Source organism: Cellulomonas terrae (assembly GCF_007990265.1).
Taxonomy (GTDB): domain Bacteria; phylum Actinomycetota; class Actinomycetes; order Actinomycetales; family Cellulomonadaceae; genus Cellulomonas; species Cellulomonas terrae.
The window spans coordinates 382,739-399,442 of sequence record NZ_BJWH01000001.1 but is presented as its reverse complement, the minus strand read 5'-3'; the positions used below and the strand labels follow the sequence as shown (position 1 = coordinate 399,442).

General features: G+C 75.4%; 15 protein-coding genes. 7 read left to right on the top strand and 8 right to left on the bottom strand.

Going from position 1 to position 16,704, the window contains the following annotated elements; translation table 11 throughout:
• Positions 1-846 (bottom strand): formate/nitrite transporter family protein, encoded by an 846-nt coding sequence (locus tag CTE05_RS01950; protein WP_146844408.1) that lies wholly within the window; start codon positions 844-846, stop codon positions 1-3.
• Between the two features lie 87 nt (positions 847-933).
• On the opposite strand from CTE05_RS01950, the gene CTE05_RS01945 reads away from it, so the two are divergent.
• Positions 934-2,004, top strand: coding sequence for an NADH:flavin oxidoreductase/NADH oxidase (locus CTE05_RS01945; RefSeq protein ID WP_146844407.1), 1,071 nt, complete (start codon positions 934-936; stop codon positions 2,002-2,004).
• Here CTE05_RS01945 and hutI read toward each other — a convergent pair.
• The 5 genes from hutI to hutH are packed head-to-tail and all read right to left on the bottom strand — an operon-like array spanning position 2,001 to position 8,776.
• A complete protein-coding gene (hutI, locus tag CTE05_RS01940) occupies positions 2,001-3,143 on the bottom strand; it encodes an imidazolonepropionase (protein WP_146844406.1) in 1,143 nt (380 codons plus the stop codon). The two genes, CTE05_RS01945 and hutI, sit on opposite strands and share 4 nt — an antisense overlap.
• The gene (locus CTE05_RS01935) at positions 3,140-4,453 is read right to left on the bottom strand and encodes a formimidoylglutamate deiminase (protein WP_146844405.1); all 1,314 of its coding nucleotides are present in this window, start codon (positions 4,451-4,453) and stop codon (positions 3,140-3,142) included. The genes hutI and CTE05_RS01935 overlap by 4 nt, the downstream gene beginning before the upstream one ends.
• Positions 4,450-5,613 (bottom strand): allantoate amidohydrolase, encoded by a 1,164-nt coding sequence (locus tag CTE05_RS01930; RefSeq protein ID WP_146844404.1) that lies wholly within the window; start codon positions 5,611-5,613, stop codon positions 4,450-4,452. The genes CTE05_RS01935 and CTE05_RS01930 overlap by 4 nt, the downstream gene beginning before the upstream one ends.
• Positions 5,610-7,271 (bottom strand): urocanate hydratase, encoded by a 1,662-nt coding sequence (gene hutU / locus CTE05_RS01925; RefSeq protein ID WP_146844403.1) that lies wholly within the window; start codon positions 7,269-7,271, stop codon positions 5,610-5,612. Before hutU ends, CTE05_RS01930 begins: the two co-directional genes overlap by 4 nt.
• The gene (gene hutH / locus CTE05_RS01920; RefSeq protein ID WP_146844402.1) at positions 7,268-8,776 is read right to left on the bottom strand and encodes a histidine ammonia-lyase; all 1,509 of its coding nucleotides are present in this window, start codon (positions 8,774-8,776) and stop codon (positions 7,268-7,270) included. Before hutH ends, hutU begins: the two co-directional genes overlap by 4 nt.
• Before the next feature lie 74 nt (positions 8,777-8,850).
• On the opposite strand from hutH, the gene CTE05_RS01915 reads away from it, so the two are divergent.
• Positions 8,851-9,585 carry an IclR family transcriptional regulator gene (locus CTE05_RS01915; RefSeq protein WP_146844401.1) on the top strand — a complete coding sequence of 245 codons (735 nt, stop codon included), beginning with the start codon at positions 8,851-8,853 and terminating at the stop codon, positions 9,583-9,585.
• Here CTE05_RS01915 and CTE05_RS01910 read toward each other — a convergent pair.
• The gene (locus CTE05_RS01910; protein WP_146844400.1) at positions 9,582-10,979 is read right to left on the bottom strand and encodes an NAD-dependent malic enzyme; all 1,398 of its coding nucleotides are present in this window, start codon (positions 10,977-10,979) and stop codon (positions 9,582-9,584) included. The genes CTE05_RS01915 and CTE05_RS01910 overlap by 4 nt on opposite strands.
• A gap of 34 nt (positions 10,980-11,013) precedes the next feature.
• On the opposite strand from CTE05_RS01910, the gene CTE05_RS01905 reads away from it, so the two are divergent.
• Entirely contained in the window at positions 11,014-11,835 is an 822-nt protein-coding gene (locus tag CTE05_RS01905) for a Fic family protein (protein ID WP_146844399.1), read from the top strand.
• 266 nt (positions 11,836-12,101) lie between these two features.
• Here CTE05_RS01905 and CTE05_RS01900 read toward each other — a convergent pair whose 3' ends face one another.
• Positions 12,102-12,908, bottom strand: coding sequence for an HAD family hydrolase (locus CTE05_RS01900; RefSeq protein ID WP_146844398.1), 807 nt, complete (start codon positions 12,906-12,908; stop codon positions 12,102-12,104).
• 316 nt (positions 12,909-13,224) lie between these two features.
• On the opposite strand from CTE05_RS01900, the gene ssd reads away from it, so the two are divergent.
• The 4 genes from ssd (at position 13,225) to CTE05_RS01880 (ending at position 16,686) form a co-directional block, all read left to right on the top strand.
• On the top strand, positions 13,225-13,989 hold the full coding sequence (gene ssd, locus CTE05_RS01895) for a septum site-determining protein Ssd (protein ID WP_146844397.1): 765 nt from the start codon (positions 13,225-13,227) through the stop codon (positions 13,987-13,989).
• The gene (locus CTE05_RS01890; protein WP_146844396.1) at positions 13,986-15,185 is read left to right on the top strand and encodes a TadA family conjugal transfer-associated ATPase; all 1,200 of its coding nucleotides are present in this window, start codon (positions 13,986-13,988) and stop codon (positions 15,183-15,185) included. Before ssd ends, CTE05_RS01890 begins: the two co-directional genes overlap by 4 nt.
• 380 nt (positions 15,186-15,565) lie before the next feature.
• A complete protein-coding gene (locus tag CTE05_RS20105) occupies positions 15,566-16,141 on the top strand; it encodes a type II secretion system F family protein (RefSeq protein ID WP_186814694.1) in 576 nt (191 codons plus the stop codon).
• Positions 16,138-16,686, top strand: a complete 549-nt coding sequence (locus CTE05_RS01880; RefSeq protein WP_146844395.1) for a type II secretion system F family protein — start codon at positions 16,138-16,140, stop codon at positions 16,684-16,686. Before CTE05_RS20105 ends, CTE05_RS01880 begins: the two co-directional genes overlap by 4 nt.
• The last annotated feature ends 18 nt before the right edge of the window (positions 16,687-16,704 follow it).

Sequence of the window (16,704 nt, the reverse complement as noted above, 5' to 3'; positions counted from 1 at the left end):
TCACCGTATTGCCAGCGGCTCCCGGTCGCTGGGCAGCGCGCCCGAGCCGGACATGTCCGGTTGTGCGTCGGGCGGTGCGGGACGGCCGCCGTACGCGTACGCGGCGCCGACGAGGAGGGCGCCGCCGACGAGGTTGCCGAGCCCGACGAGCGCGAGGTTGCGAGCCATCTCGACCACGTCGGCCCCCGGCAGACCGCCGTAGAGGCCGAGCGAGAACGTCGTCATGTTGGCGACGACGTGCTCGAAGCCGGAGGTGATGAACACCATCACGCAGCCGAGGACGACCACGATCCGGGCGCTCTCGCTGCGCAGCCGGGCCGCGCTCCAGACGGCCAGGCAGACCAGCAGGTTGCACAGGATGCCGCGGACGAACAGCTGCACCGACGTCGTGTGGGCCTTGTGCTCGACCATCCCCGCCAGGACGGTCCCCCCTGGCGTGCCCGGGGCGAGGACCCCGGAGACGTGCACGAGGAACGCGAACAGCAGCGCCCCGAGCAGGTTCCCGCCCAGGCAGGCGAGCAGGGTCAGGCCCGCACGCCCCCAGGCGACGGCGCCGCGCAGCGCGCCCTGGGTGAGCGTCATCATCGCCGAGGTCGCCAGCTCGGCCCCGGCGACCAGGACCACGGTCAGCGCGACGCCGAACACCAGGCCCTGCACGAGGGGCGTGAACGGAGACCCGGCCTCGGCCAGCGGGCCGCCTGCGGTGGCCATGATGAGGACGCCGATGCCGATGTACGCCCCGGCCAGCATGGTCCGCACGAGGAACAGGCCCGGCACGGTCAGGAGGTCCACCTTGTGGCGCGCGGCGGCCGCCTGGGCGTCGACCGTGTCGGGGATGCTCAGCACCCGTCGATCGTCGCGCGGTGCCGCGGAGGTGTGCAGGGTCGAAGGGCCCGGGGAATCCGGACGGGCCCACCGCGGTTGCGACCGCACGTGACCCTCCTCTTCTCGCCGCTGACCCTGCGCGGCACCACGTTCGCCAACCGCGCCTGGCTCGCGCCGATGTGCCAGTACTCGGCGGTCGACGGCAGCCCGAACGACTGGCACCTGGTGCACCTCGGCGCCCGGGCGGCCGGCGGGTTCGGGCTGCTGATCGCGGAGGCCACGGCGGTCGTGCCCGAGGGGCGGATCTCGCCGCAGGACACCGGGCTGTGGCACGACCTGCACATCGCGGAGTGGCGACGGATCACCGACTTCGTCCACGAGCGCGGCACCCTGGTCGGCGTGCAGCTGGCGCACGCGGGCCGCAAGGCGTCGACGTACTCGCCGTTCGCCGGCGGGCGCGGCTCCGTGCCGGTCGACGAGGGCGGCTGGGCGACCGTCGGCCCGTCGGCCACCGCGTTCCCCGGGCTCGCGACGCCCCGTGCGCTGACGCTCGACGAGATCGCCGGCATCCCTCGGGCGTTCGCGGCGGCCGCGCGACGGGCCGACGACGCCGGCTTCGACGTCGTCGAGCTGCACGCCGCGCACGGCTACCTGCTGCACCAGTTCCTCTCGCCGCTGTCCAACGAGCGGGACGACGAGTACGGCGGCTCGCTGGAGAACCGCGCGCGCCTGCTCGTCGAGACGACCGACGCGGTCCGCGCCGTGTGGCCCGACCACAAGCCGCTGTTCGTCCGGCTCTCCGCGACGGACTGGGTCGAGGGCGGGCTCACGGTCGAGGACGTCGCGCTCGTCGCGAAGGAGCTGGGCGGGCACGGCGTTGACCTGGTCGACGTCTCGACCGGCGGCAACGCGCCCGCGCAGATCCCCGTCGGCCCGGGCTACCAGGTGCCCGCCGCGCACGAGGTGCGCGCGACGTCGGCGCTGCCCGTCGCGGCCGTCGGGCTGCTCACGGACCCGGCACAGGCGGAGGCGGTGCTCGTCGACGGGTCGGCGGACGCGATCCTGCTCGGCCGCGAGGGTCTGCGCGACCCGTCCTGGCCGCTGCGGGCCGCGCACGAGCTGGGCGTCGCCGACGATGCGGCGTGGCAGCCCCAGTACCTGCGCGCGACCTGGGCCTAGAGGCTCAACGCCCGGGCGATCGGGACGCCCGGGCGGTAGGCCAGGTGCACGTGGGTCGGGGCGTCGAGGACGGCGAGGTCCGCGCGGGCACCGAGGCGCAGGTGGCCCACGTCGTCGCGACGCAGCGCGCGGGCGCCGCCGAGCGTGGCCGCACGGAGCGCCTCGGCGACGGTCATCCGCATCTCGCGGACGGCGAGCGCGATCATCAGGGGCATCGACGTGGAGAAGCAGGTGCCCGGGTTGCAGTCGCTGGCCAGCGCGACCTCGACACCCGCGTCGAGCAGCCGACGGGCGTCCGGGTAGGGCGAGCGGGTGGAGAACTCGACGCCGGGCAGCAGGGTGGCGACGGTGTCGGAGTCGGCCAGTGCGTCGACGTCGGAACCGCTCAGGTAGGTGCAGTGGTCGACGCTCGCCGCGCCGAGCTCGACGGCCAGCCGCACCCCTGGCCCCGGCGTGAGCTGGTTGGCATGCACGCGCAGGCCGAGGCCCTTGTCCCGCGCGGCGACCAGGACCGTCCGGGCCTCGTCCCCGTCGAACGCCAGCGGGCTGCCGGGCTCGCAGAAGACGTCGGCCCAGCGGGCGTGGGGGGCGCACGCGTCGAGCATCGGGCCGGTGACCAGGGCGACGTAGGTGCCGCGGTCGACGCCGGGCGGGACGACGTGCGCTCCGAGGAACGTCGTCTCCGTCGTGACCTCGCGGGCCAGGCGGAGCAGGCGGACCTCGCTCTCGACGTCGAGCCCGTAACCGCTCTTGACCTCGATCGTCGTGGTGCCCTGGGCGCGCGCCTCGGCCACGAGGGCCGCGAGGCGTCGGCGCAGGTCGTCCTCGGACGCCGCGCGGGTCGCGGCGACCGTGGTCGCGATGCCGCCGCCCGTGTACGTCGTGCCGGCCATGCGGGACTCGAACTCGGCCGCGCGATCGCCCCCGAAGACGAGGTGCGTGTGCGGGTCGACGAAGCCGGGGACCACCGCGGCACCGCCGAGGTCCGTGCGGTCGTCCGCGGCCGGTTGCTCGGCGGACGGGCCCACCCAGACGACGACACCGTCCTGCGCGACGAGCGCCGCGTCCAGGAGCGGTCCGTCGAACCGCGGGTCGTGCGTGACCAGCTCGCCGATCCCCGTGACCAGGTGCGACGTCATCGAGCCTCCTCCCATGCCGCACGGATCGCGGTGCCGAGCATCGCGCCCACGTCGCCCAGCACGTGCCGGCCGCCCTCGACCCGCACGACACCGCCGACGACGACCGTGTCGACGTCCGCGGCGCCCGCGACGAGGACGAGCTGGGCGGGGTCGGCACCGGCGGTCCGTGGGGTGTCGGTGCGGACGGCGACGAGGTCGCCCCGGGCGCCGGGCTCGAGCCGGCCGCCGGTGCGGTCGCCCAGGCTCGTGTGGCCACCCGTCGTCAGCAGGTCGACCAGGACCGCAGGGGCCAGGACGCCGCGCTCCTCGCCCGCGAGGCGCTCGTGCAGCTCGACCGTCCGCGCCTCCGCGAGCAGGTCGGTGCGGACGTGCTGGTCGCTGCCGACGCTCAGGCGGGCGCCCGCTGCGTGCAGCAGGGCACCCGGTGCGATCCCGTCGCCGAGGTCCTGCTCGGTCGACGGGCACAGGCACACCCCGGTGCGGGTCGAGCCGAGGATCGCGACGTCCTCCGGGGTCAGGTGGACCGCATGGACCGCCGTGGTGTCCGGGCCGAGCGCGCCCGCATCCTCCAGCAGCCGGGTCGGGGTGACCCCGAACGTGGCCAGCGACTGCTCGTTCTCCAGGCGCTGCTCGGACAGGTGCACGTGCAGCGGGCGCCCGGTCGCGTGCGCGGCGACGACGGGGATCGCGTCGAGCGGGACCGCGCGGACCGAGTGGATCGCGGCGCCGACCGTCAGGGTGTCGTCGGGCCGGATCGCGGCGACGCGGGCGGCCCAGGCGTCGGCGTCGTGGTCGCCGAACCGGCGCTGGGCGCCCTCCAGCGGGGCGTCGATGCCGCCCGTCAGGTAGGCCGTGTCCAGCAGGGTGAGCCGCAGGCCGGCGTCGTGCGCGGCGGTGCGCAGGGCCTCGGCCATGACGTTCGGGTCGTCGTACGGGGTGCCGTCCGCGCCGTGGTGCAGGTAGTGGAACTCACCGACCGCCGTCACCCCCGCGAGCACCATCTCGGCGTACGTGGCGCGTGCCAGGTCCAGGTACGTGTCCGGGGTCAGCGTCGCGGCCAGCGCGTACATGCGCTCCCGCCACGTCCAGAACGTGCCGCCGCCGTCGTGCGTGCGTCCGCGCAGCGCCCGGTGGAAGGCGTGCGAGTGCGTGTTGGCGAAGCCGGGCAGGACCACGCCGGGAAGGCGGTGGTCGGTGGGCTCTGCCGGCCCCGTGGCCACGGCGGCGATCCGTCCGTCGGCCACCGTGATCCGGACGTCGCCGGCCAGGCCGCCCGGCAGCCAGGCGTGCGCCGCCCAGTAGGTCGTCATGTCAGCAACCGTTCCAGCACCGTGGCCAGCGCGTCGATGCCCGCCAGGCAGTCCGCCTCGTCGGCGTCCTCCCCGGGGGCGTGGGAGATGCCCGACGGGTTGCGCACGAAGAGCATCGCCGTCGGGACGCCCGCAGCGGCGAGGATCCCGGCGTCGTGGCCCGCGCCGGTGCCCAGGCGCGGCGGGTCGGTCAACGCGCCGGCCACGACGTCCGCGAGGTCGGAGTCGAGGAGGGTGACCGGGGTCCAGGACTCCTCGGCCGGGGCGTAGTCGCGCAGCGCCGCCAGGACCGCGCGGACCGCCGACTCGTCCTCCGCCCGGACGTCGAGCCATGCCGTGACCTGCGACGGGATCGCGTTGACGCCGTTCGGGTCGACGTGCAGCTTGCCGACGGTCGCGAGCGCACCGGCGTCGTCGGCCGCCCGCCGGACGTGCGCGATGAACGCCGCGAGGTCGAGCATCGGGTCTCTCCGGTCCGCGAGCGGCGTGGTCCCGGCGTGGTTCGCCTCGCCGCGCAGCTCGACCCGCCAGCGGCCGTGCGGCCAGATCATCCGGCCGACCCCGACCGCGTCGCCCGTGTGCACCAGGCCGCGGCCCTGCTCGACGTGCAGCTCGACGAACGACGCGACGCGGCGGAGCGTCTCGTCGTCGCGGCCGAGGGCGTGCGGGTCACGGCCCGCCCGCTGCAGGGCCTCGCCCATCGTCACGCCGTCGGCGTCGCGCAGCCCGCGCGCACGGTCCGCGTCGAGGGCACCCGTGATCAGGCGGGACCCGGCGCAGGCGACGCCGAAGCGCGCACCCTCCTCGTCGACGAAGTGGGCGATGCCCAACGGCCTGCGCGGAGCGACGCCCTTCGCCCGGAGCGCGTCCAGCGCGGCGAACCCGCTGACCACCCCGAGCGGCCCGTCGAACGCGCCGCCGCCGGGGACCGAGTCGAGGTGGCTGCCCGTGACGACCCCGGGCGTCACGTCGGGGTCGCCCCACCACGCCCACTGGTTGCCGGCCCGGTCGGTCGTCAGGTCGAGCCCACGGGCGGAGGCCTCGCCCGCGAACCACTCGCGCAGCACGTGGTCCTCGCTGGTCCAGGCGAACCGGCGGTAGCCACCGTCCGGCGCGCGGCCGACAGGGGCGAGGTCGGCCCACGTCGAGGCGAACGTCATGCGTCGCCCTCGCGCATCGGCACCCGCAGACCGTTGGCCGTCGCGACCTCCTCCGCCCGGGGGTAGCCCGCGTCCACGTGCCGCAGCACCCCCGTGCCCGGGTCGTTGGACAGCACGCGCGCGAGCTTGCGGGCGGCGAGGGCGGTGCCGTCGGCCACCGAGACCTGGCCCGCGTGGATCGAGCGGCCCATCCCGACGCCGCCGCCGTGGTGGATCGACACCCAGGTCGCCCCCGACGACGCTGCGACCAGCGCGTTCAGCAGCGGCCAGTCGGCGATGGCGTCGGACCCGTCGGCCATGCCCTCCGTCTCCCGGTACGGCGACGCGACCGAGCCGGCGTCGAGGTGGTCACGGCCGATGACCAGCGGGGCGGTCACCTCGCCGGACGCGACGAGCTCGTTGAACCGCAGCCCCGCGCGGTCGCGCTCGCCGTGCCCGAGCCAGCAGATGCGCGCGGGGAGGCCCTGGAACGCGACCCGGTCCTGCGCCGCGCGGATCCAGCGGTGCAGGTGGTCGTCGTCGGGGAACAGGTCGAGCACGGCCTGGTCGGTGACGGCGATGTCGTGCGGGTCGCCCGACAGCGCGGCCCACCGGAACGGGCCCTTGCCCTCCGCGAACAGCGGCCGGATGTACGCCGGCACGAAGCCGGGGAAGTCGAACGCCCGGTCGTAGCCGCCCTGGCGTGCCTCGTCGCGGATCGAGTTGCCGTAGTCGAACACCTCCGCGCCCGCGTCCAGGAACCCGACCATCGCCTCGACGTGGCGGGCCATCGACTCGCGCGCGCGGTCGGTGAACTCCTCCGGCTTCGCCGCGGCGTACGACGTCCAGTCGGCCACGTCGACGCCGACCGGCAGGTAGGACAGCGGGTCGTGCGCGGAGGTCTGGTCGGTGACGACGTCGACCTCGACACCGCGGCGCAGCAGCTCGGGCAGCACCTGCGCGCAGTTGCCGACGACGCCCACGGACAGGGCTGTGCGGGCCGCCCTCGCTGACGTGACGAGCGCGACCGCCTCGTCGAGACTCCCCGCCACCTGGTCCAGGTAGCGCTCCCGGACCCGGCGGTGCAGCCGGTCGCCGTCGACGTCGACGATGAGGCACGCGCCCCCGTTGAGCGTGACCGCGAGCGGCTGCGCCCCGCCCATGCCACCGCAGCCGCCGGTCACCGTGAGCGTGCCGGCCAGCGTCCCGCCGAACCGCTTCGCGGCGACCGCGGCCAGCGTCTCGTAGGTGCCCTGCAGGATGCCCTGCGTGCCGATGTAGATCCACGAGCCGGCCGTCATCTGCCCGTACATCGTCAGCCCGAGCTGCTCCAGCCGCCGGAACTCCGGCCACGTCGCCCAGTCCCCGACGAGGTTCGAGTTGGCGATCAGGACGCGCGGTGCCCACTCGTGCGTCGTCAGCACGCCGACGGGCTTGCCCGACTGGACCAGCAGCGTCTCGTCGTCGCCCAGCGTGGTCAGCGTCCGGACGATGGCGTCGTACGCGTCCCACGACCGGGCCGCCCGGCCGGTGCCGCCGTAGACGACCAGGTCGTCGGGGCGCTCGGCGACCTCGGGGTCGAGGTTGTTCATGAGCATCCGCAGCGGGGCCTCGGTCTGCCAGCTGCGGGCGGTCAGGGTGGTCCCGCGCGGGGCGCGGACGGGGCGGGGGCCGGTCATCGGTGGGCTCCTAGCTGCGCGGCGACTGCTCCGTCGCGCACGAGGTCGGCGGCGGTCTCGAGGTCGGGGGAGAGGTACGTGTCCGGGCCGGGGCCGGGGACGCCCGCCTCGCGCAGGAGGTTCCTCACGGCACCCGTGACGGGGGACGGCTGCAGGGGTGCGCGAAGGTCCTGCGCTCGCGCGGCCGTGAGGATCTCGATGCCGAGCACCCGGGTCAGGCCGTCGATGGCGCGGCGCAGCTTGCGGGCCGCGTGCCAGCCCATCGACACGTGGTCCTCCTGCATGGCCGACGACGGGATCGAGTCGACGCTCGCCGGGACCGCCAGCCGCTTGAGCTCGGAGACCAGCCCGGCGGCCGTGTACTGGGCGATCATCAGGCCGGAGTCGACGCCGGGGTCGTGCGCCAGGAACGGGGGCAGGCCGTTGCTGCGCGCGACGTCGAGGAACCGGTCGGTGCGGCGCTCGGACATGCTCGCGACGTCCGCGACGGCGATCGCCAGGAAGTCGAGCACGTAGCCGACCGGGGCGCCGTGGAAGTTGCCGTTCGACTCGACGCGGCCGTCGTCGGTGATCACGGGGTTGTCGATCGCCGCGGCCAGCTCACGCTCCGCGACCGCCCTCGCGTGCGCGACGGTGTCCCGGGCGGCACCGTGCACCTGCGGGGCGCAGCGCAGCGAGTACGCGTCCTGCACCCGGGTGCACTCCGGGGTCTGGTGGCTGGCCATGATCCCGGAGCCGTGCAGGGCGGCGCGGAGGTTCGCCGCGGAGGTGGCCTGGCCGGGGTGGGGGCGCAGGCCCTGCAGGTCCGCGGCGAAGACCGCGTCGGTGCCGAGCAGCGACTCGACGCTCATCGCCGCGGCGACGTCGGCCGTGTCCAGGAGCTGCTCCAGGTCGTGCAGCGCCAGCGCGAGCATGCCGAGCATGCCGTCGGTCCCGTTGATGAGGGCCAGGCCCTCCTTCTCGGTCAGCTCGTGCACGGGCAGGTCGTGCACGAGCGCCCCGGTGGCGTCGCGGACCTCGCCCTCGCCCATCAGGGCGAGCGCGCAGTGGGCCAGCGGCGCCAGGTCGCCCGAGCAGCCCAGCGAGCCGTGCTCGCGGACCACCGGGGTCAGGCCGGCGTCGAGCAGCGCGGCGAAGGCCTGCGCCGTCTCCGGGCGGACGCCCGTGTGGCCCGTGGCCAGCGTCGACAGGCGCAGGAGCATGAGCGCGCGGACCACCTCCCGCTCGACCTCCGGGCCGGTGCTCGCCGCGTGCGAGCGGACCAGGCTGCGTTGCAGGTCCTTCCGTCGCTCCGCCGGGATGGACAGGGTGGCCAGCGCGCCGAAGCCGGTGGAGATGCCGTAGTGGGGTCGGGTGTCGGCGGCGAGCTCGTCGACGACCGCGCGACCCGTGCGGAGGGCGGCGAGGGCCCCGTCGGACAGGCGGACCCCCGCCCCGTGGCGGGCGACGGCGACGACGTCCGCGAGCGAGACGGGACCGGTGCCGACGACGACGGTGGCGCTCATGCTTCATGACACCGCTGCGCGCGACGGCTTCCTAGGTGGCTCGGCGCGATTCTGTCTGGTATCCCAGACACACCATGACCGCCGTCCCCGCCGCCGACGCGACCCTCCGCCTGCTGCATCACCTGTCGCGGACCGGTCCGCTGCCCGCCGCCGCGCTCGCCGTCGCGCTCGACCTGCCCCGGTCGACGACCTACCACCTGCTCGCGGTGCTCACCGAGCACGGCTTCGTCGTCCACCTGCCCGAGGAGCACCGCTACGGGCTGGGCCTGAGCGCGTTCGAGCTCGGCTCCGCGTACTCCCGGCAGGCGCCGCTCGCGCGTGCCGCACGTCCTGTGCTGGCCCGGCTGGTCGACCAGGTCGGCGAGAGCGCGCACCTGGCGGTCCTGCACGGGCGCGACGTCCTCTACGTCGTCGAGGAGCGTGCCGCCGGGCGCCCGGCCCTGGTGACCGACGTCGGCGTCCGCCTGCCCGCCCACCTCACCGCGAGCGGGCGGGCGATCCTCGCGGGCTTGCCGCCGGCGCAGGTGCGCGCCCTGTTCCCCGGCCGGGAGGCGTTCGTCGACCGCACGGGCGTCGGACCGCGGCGGCTGTCCGAGCTGCGCGCGATCCTCACCGAGGTCCGCCGAATCGGCTGGGCGGCCGAGCGCGGGGACGTGACCGCCGGTTTCGCGTCGGTCGCGTCGGTCGTGCGCGACCACACCGGTCACCCGATCGCCGGGCTCGCCGTCACGTTCGCCGACGGGGAGGTGCCCGACGGGCTGGTCCGGGCGACGCAGCGGGCCGCTGTCGAGCTCTCCCGGAGGGTCTAGGCCTCGATCGGGGTGTGCGCGGCCTTCGTCACCACCGCCGCCGCGACGACCGTCGTGACCTCCGGGTTGAACACGCTGGGCACGATGTACGTCGGGTTGAGCTCGTCGTCCGTGACCACCGAGGCCAGCGCGTACGCCGCCGCCAGCAGCATCGCGCTGGTGATCCGGTGCGACTGCGCGTCCAGCAGCCCGCGGAAGACCCCCGGGAACGCGAGCACGTTGTTGATCTGGTTGGCGAAGTCCGAGCGCCCCGTCCCGACGACCGCCGCGTACTGCGCCGCGTCGTCCGGGTCGACCTCGGGGCGGGGGTTGGCCAGCGCGAACACGATCGCGTCCTTCGCCATCGTCGAGACGTCGTGCCCCGTGATCACGTCGGGGGCAGAGACGCCGATGAACACGTCGGCACCCCGGAGCGCGTCGGGGATGCTGCCCGAGATGCCGCGCGGGTTGGTCATCGACGCCGTCCAGAACAGGGACTCGTCCAGCCCCGGCCGGTCGGCGCGCACGACACCCTCGATGTCGGCGACCACGACGTCCTTGGCGCCCGCCGCCAGCAGCAGCTTCAGCACGGCGGTGCCCGCGGCGCCCGCGCCCGACAGGACGATCCGCACCGTCGCCAGGTCCTTGCCGACGACCTTCAGCGCGTTGGTCAGCGCCGCCACCACCACGATCGCGGTGCCGTGCTGGTCGTCGTGGAACACGGGGATGTCGAGCCGCTCGCGCAGGCGCCGCTCGATCTCGAAGCAGCGCGGCGCCGAGATGTCCTCCAGGTTGATCCCCGCGAACACCGGGGCGATCGCGCAGATCGTCTCCACGATCTGGTCCACGTCGGTGGTGTCCAGCGCGATCGGGAACGCGTCGATCCCCGCGAACCGCTTGAACAGCACCGCCTTGCCCTCCATCACCGGCAGGCTGGCCAGCGGCCCGATGTTGCCCAGCCCGAGCACCGCGGTGCCGTCCGTGACCACCGCGATCGTGTTGCGCTTGATGGTCAGGCGACGGGCGTCCTCCGGGTGCGCCGCGATGGCCTCGCACACCCGCGCGACCCCCGGCGTGTACGCCATCGACAGGTCGTCGCGGTTGCGCAGGGGCACCTTCGACTCGATCGACAGCTTGCCGCCGATGTGCATGAGGAACGTCCGGTCGCTGACCCGGTCGACGACCACGCCGTGCAGACCCTTCAGGGCCTCGACGATGTCCGCGGCGTGCTGCTCGCCACGCGTCGCGCACGTGACGTCGACCGTCATCTGCTCGTGGCCCGACGCCGTGACGTCCAGCGCGGTGACGATGCCACCGGCCTTCTCGATCGCCGTGGTGAGCTCGCTGACGGCGGTCGGCCGGGCCTGCACCTCCAGGCGCGCCGTGATGGACGAGGAGACGCTCGGGGAGACCATCCGGACATTGTGCCGCGCTCACTAGGGTGACGGCGTGACCGACCCCCTCACCCCGCTGCTGGATCTCCCCGGCGTCGCCGACACGGTCGACCGCGCGAGGGTCGCGTGCGAGGAGCTGCGCTGGCACGAGGCCTACCGGCGCCGGTGGCGCGAGGTGCGGGCCGAGGCCGGTCTGCGGGCGACACGCGCGTCGTGCGAGATCGAGGGCGTCCGCGTGCCGCTGTCGCTCGTGCGGTCGCTGGCCACCGAGGGCGGGAACGCACCCGTGGTCGTCGGCGCGCTGCGAGCGACCGCCCTGGTGGAGCGCTGGATGCCGGCCCTCGGCGACCGCGGCGCCGTCGCGCTGCCCCCGCTCGGCCAGCTGCTCACGCAGCTGCACGTCGCCGCGACCGGTGGCTGGCTGCCCGACGCGTCGGTCGGCCGGCTGCGCTCGACCGAGCAGCCCGGCGACCTCCGTGGACTGGGGCCGGCGGTGGTCGGTGACGAGCTCGCCGCTCGCGTCGAGCTCCTGGGCCGCACCCTGCAGGACTCCGCCGCGCCGGCCCTCGTCGTCGCGGCCGTCGTGCACGGCGAGCTGCTCACCCTACGACCGTTCGCCGCCGCGAACGGGATCGTCGCCCGTGCGGTGGCGCGGCTGCTGCTGACGACCCGCGGCCTCGACCCGACCGGGTCGCTCGTCACCGAGCCCGCCTGGGCCGCTGCCCTCAACCCGTACCTGGGCGCGGCGGCGGGCTTCGCGACGGGTTCGGCCGACGGCGTGGCAGCGTGGGTGCGCGCGTCTGGCGCCGCCGTGTCGAGCGGGGCGGCCGAGGCGCGCGTGATCGCGGACGGTGTGCTGGCGGGCTCGCTGCCCTGACGAACGACGGCGCCCCAGGGGGCGCCGTCGCCAACAGCCGACCGAGAAGGCGATCAAGCGTGCACCGGTGTCGGTCGCGACGGGTCCAGCCCGGTCGACCTGCCCATAGGTGGGCTCTCCTGCGCGTGGGTACCTTCACGGTCATGCAGTTGTGAGACCTGTCGTACCTCACATCCCGGACGAGCGGAACCCGTGGCGACGACGCCGCAGGCCACGCCGACCGGTCCGCCGGATGCTGGGACGGCTGTCCGTGATGCGGGACGGGCTCAGGGGCCCCGGCGACGCCGGCGGACGGCCACCCAGGTGACCACGACGGCGATGGCGACGACCGCGACGACGCCTGCCGTGGCGATGCGCGCCCGGCGCGGGAACAGCGGGACCGGCCGGACGAACGACAGCGTCCCCCAGCCCCGCTCGGCCGCCAGCCTGCGCAGCGCCCGGTCCGGGTTCACGGCGAACGCGTGGCCGACCGCACCGAGCATCGGGGCGTCCGTGATCGAGTCCGAGTACGCGTAGCTCGCCGCCAGGTCGTAGCCCTCGACCAGCGCGAGGTCCCGGATGGCCGACGCCTTGTTCTCCCCGTAGGCGTAGAAGTCGATCTCGCCCGTGTACCGGCCGTCGACCACGTTCATGCGGGTCGCGATGACATGGTCGGCGCCGAGGATCGCGGCGATCGGCTCGACCACCTCCGCGCCCGACGCGGACACCACCACGACGTCCCGGCCCGCGGCGTGGTGCGCCTCGATCAGCGCCACGGCCTCCGCGTACACGGTGGGGTCGATGGACTCGTGCAGCGTCTCGGCGACGATCGAGGACACCAGCGAGACGTCCCACCCCGCCACCATCCGCGACAGCTGCGCGCGCAGGCGCTCCGTCTGGTCCTCGTCCGCGCCGCCGACCAGGTACAGCAGCTGCGCGTAGGCGGTGCGCAGGACCGAGCGCCGGGTGAGCAGGCCCTGGGCCAGGAACGGGCGGGAGAAGGCCGTGGCGGACGACGTCGCGATGATCGTCTTGTCGAGGTCGAAGAAGGCAGCCTCGCGCAGCACGTCGGGCTGCGTCGGGTCCTCGTCCATGCTGCTCCGCGGTGGTCGTCGTCGATGTCGGCGGCCCCGTGTCCGGGTGCCTGGCGGCTCGCGGTGAGCCTAGTGGGCGACGCCGACAGAGCGCGGGCTGACGAGGCAGGTCGGTCGAGGCGAGTCGGGGTGGCGCGGACCGCTCCTGGCCGTCCGACGGGGAGCGCTGACCGAGACTCTGCCCCGAGCCGCCCACAGCCCGGCCGAGCCCACGGGCGTCCACAGGGAGCGGCAGCGGGCGCCGTCGATGCCGTCGCGCGCGGCAGTGTTCGGGGTGCGCCGGCGGTCAGGTCGGCACCGACGCAGAGGAGCACCGATGACCCCCCTCGCCGGTGCCCGACCCGTCCTCCCGACCTGGCCGTCGGTCGCCTCACCTCCGCAGCGCGCGCTCGTCATCGGTGTCGTGGCCGGGCGCGGCGGCGCCGGCGCGTCGACGCTGGCCGCGACCGTCGCCCGTCACCTCGCCCGACGGACCGCGACCGTCCTGGTCGACCTCGACCGGGCGTCGGCCGGGATCGACGTGCTGCTCGGGCTCGAGTCGGCCGACGGCGTCCGCTGGCCGGACCTGGCGGACGCGCGTGGCGAGGTGTCCGGGGCAGACGTCCTCGCGCTGCTGCCGCGGTGGGGCGCGTGCGGGGTGCTCAGCGCCGACCGCGCCCGCCCGGGAGCCCCCGAACCGGCGGTCGTCGCCGACGTCCTGCACGCGCTGACCTCGGAGGCGGGGGCGCTGGTGCTCGACCTGGACCGCGCCGCCGTCGTGGCCGGGGAGTCGCTCGCGGGCGCGTGCGACGCCGTGCTCGTCGTCGCGCCGCGCGACCTGCGGACGGTCGCCGGGATCCTCGCGATGCGTCCCCACCTCGGCCCACCGAACGTCCCGACGTGGCTCGTCGCCCGGGGCCCGGCGCCGGGCGGGCTGGGCTCGACCGAGCTGTCGGAGGCGGTCGACCTGCCGGTCCTGCTGACGCTCGCGCCGGACCGCGCTCTCGCGGCGGCGCTCGAACGGGGCGGGGTGCCCGACACCGGCCGGACCGCCCGCTCGGCGGCCCGGGTCGTCACGGCCCTGCAGCGGAACCTGACGTGAGCACGGTGGTCAGGGGCGTCGGACCAGACTTCCTCGATGCGGTCAGGACCCGGCTCGGCCCGCACGCCACCTCCGACAGCTCCCTCGGTGTCGCCGTCGAGGCGGCGGCGCGCGACGTCGGCGCCGTGCTCGGCTCGAGCGCGCTGAGGTCCGTCACCAGGACCGTGCGCGACGAGCTGTTCGGAGCCGGTCGGCTGCAGGTCCTCCTCGACGACCCCGACGTCACCGACGTGCTGGTCAACGGGCCGCGCGACGTCTGGGTGGAGCGGGCGGGCCGGCTGGGTCGTGCCGACGTGGACCTCGGGGGTGCCGAGGACGTCCGAGCGCTCGCGGTCCGGCTCGCCGCGGCGGGCGGGCAGCGGCTCGACGACGCCTCTCCCGCGGTCGACGCCCGGCTGCCGGACGGAACGCGCCTGCACGCCGTGCTCCCACCGGTCGCGGGTGCGTGCGCGCTGATCAGCCTGCGGGTGGTCCGGTCCCGCGCGTTCACCGTGGAGCAGCTCGTCGCGTCGGGGACGCTCGCACCCGCCCTGGTGCCCGTGGTCCGCGCGCTCGTCGCGACCCGGGCCAACCTGCTGATCTCGGGGGCCACCGGCTCGGGGAAGACGACGCTGCTCGCCGCCCTGCTGTCCCTGGTCCCGCACGACGAACGCCTCGTGGTCGTCGAGGAAGCCGGCGAGCTGGCCCCCGCGCACCCGCACGTCGTCCGGCTCCTCGCGCGGCACGCGAACGTCGACGGCGCCGGGCGGGTGGACCTGACCGATCTCGTCCGGCACGCGCTGCGCATGCGACCCGACCGGATCGTGCTCGGGGAGTGCCGGGGCGCCGAGGTCCGGGAGGTGCTCGCCGCGCTGAACACCGGGCACGACGGCGGGTGCGCCACCGTGCACGCGAACGCCGCCGCTGACGTGCCCGCGCGCCTCGAGGCGCTCGCGGCACTGGCGGGGATGTCCCGTGAGGCCCTCGCCGCGCAGGCCGCGAGCGCGTTCGACGCGGTGCTGCACCTGCGACGGGACGACCGCCGGTACGTCGCCGAGGTCGGTGTCGTGCAGCGGGCGGCGTCGGGGGACCTCGAGGTCGCCTGCGCGATCCGCGTCGACGCGTCGGGTGTCACCACTCCGGGCTCGGCATGGCCGGCGCTCGCGGGCCGTCTGGGCCTGCCGGTGACACGCGCGGAGCTCGGGCGGTCCCGATGAGCGTCACGGTCGGGCTGCTCGTCGCGCTCGCTGTCCTCACGGTGGCCGGGGGAGGAGGGCGCCGGGTCGGGCCGGCCGCGCGAGAACGGCCGGTCGACCGACGGGAACGACCATCGGCAGCTCCTGACCTGGCGGCCGTGCTGCTCGGCGTCTGCGCGCAGCTCCGCGCCGGTGCGGCACCTGCCCAGGCGTGGTCCCGGACGCTCGGCACGACGGCTCGCAGACCCAGCGACCACGCCGTGCTCGCGACAGCACCCGGACCTGGGCCGAGCCTCCACGCCCTGCTCGCGGCGACGTCCCGACCGGCTCGGGTGCGGGCTCGCCGGCATGCCGAGAGTGGCCCGGTCCGCGGAGTCGTTGCCCCTCCCGGGCGGAGCCGGGTGCGCGGGCGCGGCGACGACGGGACGGTGCAGCGTGCCCGTGCGGTGCTCGCCGCGGTTCGGCTCTCGGAAGAGCTCGGCGCACCGCTCGCGGGGGTGCTCGAACGGATCGCGTCCGCGGTCGCGGCCGACGAGGAGGCGGAGGGCGAACGCCGCGCGGCGCTGTCCGGACCGCGCTCCACCGCGCAGGTGCTCGCGTGGCTCCCGCTGCTCGGCGTGGTGCTGGGCGCTCTGCTGGGCGCCGACCCGGTCGGTGTCGTCCTCTCCGGTGGCCCCGGGACGGTGTCGGCGCTGGTCGGTGCGGCGTTGCTGCTGCTGGGGCGCTGGTGGACGGCCGCGCTCCTGGCCCGGGCGGGTCGCGCCGGCGACGACCCTGCGGGCATGCCTCGGGCGGGCCGGCCCCGCAGCTGGCTCCTCGGACCGCCTGTCGTCCGGGGCGGCGGTGAACGGGCCCGACCGGGCACACGGCTCCTCGGTCAGCCCCACGTCCGTGCCGACGCTGCGCGGACACGATCGGGCACGGGGCTCCTCGGCCCACCCGACGTCCGTGCCGACGTCGTACGGACACGATCGTGACGCCTGCCGGGCTCGCCGTGCTGGTCGTGCTCTCGTGCGGTGCGGCGACCAGCCCGTGGTGGTGGGTCCGTGGAGGGTGGACCGCGCGAGAGCGGGCCCGACCGGAAGGTCGCGATCTCGCTGGGCCGATGGACGGGGTGCTGCTGCTCGACCTGCTCGACGTCGCGATCAGCACCGGGGTGTCCCTGCCGCGGGCACTGTCGGCCGTCGGCGCGGCCGTGGGCGGAGCACAGGGGCAGGAGCTGGCTCGGGGCGGGTCGGCGCTGCTGCTCGGAGCGTCCTGGCAGTCGGCGTGGGCGGGCTCGGACCTGACCGACCTCGTCGAGGCGCTGGGGCCCAGCTGGAGCACGGGGACCGCACCCGGGCCGGCTCTGCGCGGGCGAGCGGACCAGCGACGACGGGACCGGCGCACCCGCTCCCGCACTGCCGCCGGTGCGCTCGGGGTGCAGCTCGTCCTGCCGCTCGGGCTGTGCTTCCTGCCCGCGTTCGTCCTGCTCGGGCTCGTGCCGATGCTGCTCAGCCTCGCGGGCGACCTGGTCGGCTGAGCCTGACCGCTGCGGAGA

What these genes read in the sequence shown, in the direction of transcription:
- CTE05_RS01935 (WP_146844405.1), bottom strand. Translation starts at nt 4,453, where the DNA reads ATGACGACCTACTGGGCGGCGCACGCCTGGCTGCCGGGCGGCCTGGCC.
- hutI (WP_146844406.1), bottom strand. Translation starts at nt 3,143, where the DNA reads ATGACGTCGCACCTGGTCACGGGGATCGGCGAGCTGGTCACGCACGAC.
- CTE05_RS01900 (WP_146844398.1), bottom strand. Translation starts at nt 12,908, where the DNA reads ATGGACGAGGACCCGACGCAGCCCGACGTGCTGCGCGAGGCTGCCTTC.
- hutU (WP_146844403.1), bottom strand. Translation starts at nt 7,271, where the DNA reads ATGACCGGCCCCCGCCCCGTCCGCGCCCCGCGCGGGACCACCCTGACC.
- hutH (WP_146844402.1), bottom strand. Translation starts at nt 8,776, where the DNA reads ATGAGCGCCACCGTCGTCGTCGGCACCGGTCCCGTCTCGCTCGCGGAC.
- CTE05_RS01930 (WP_146844404.1), bottom strand. Translation starts at nt 5,613, where the DNA reads ATGACGTTCGCCTCGACGTGGGCCGACCTCGCCCCTGTCGGCCGCGCG.
- ssd (WP_146844397.1), top strand. Translation starts at nt 13,225, where the DNA reads ATGACCCCCCTCGCCGGTGCCCGACCCGTCCTCCCGACCTGGCCGTCG.
- CTE05_RS01910 (WP_146844400.1), bottom strand. Translation starts at nt 10,979, where the DNA reads ATGGTCTCCCCGAGCGTCTCCTCGTCCATCACGGCGCGCCTGGAGGTG.
- CTE05_RS01915 (WP_146844401.1), top strand. Translation starts at nt 8,851, where the DNA reads ATGACCGCCGTCCCCGCCGCCGACGCGACCCTCCGCCTGCTGCATCAC.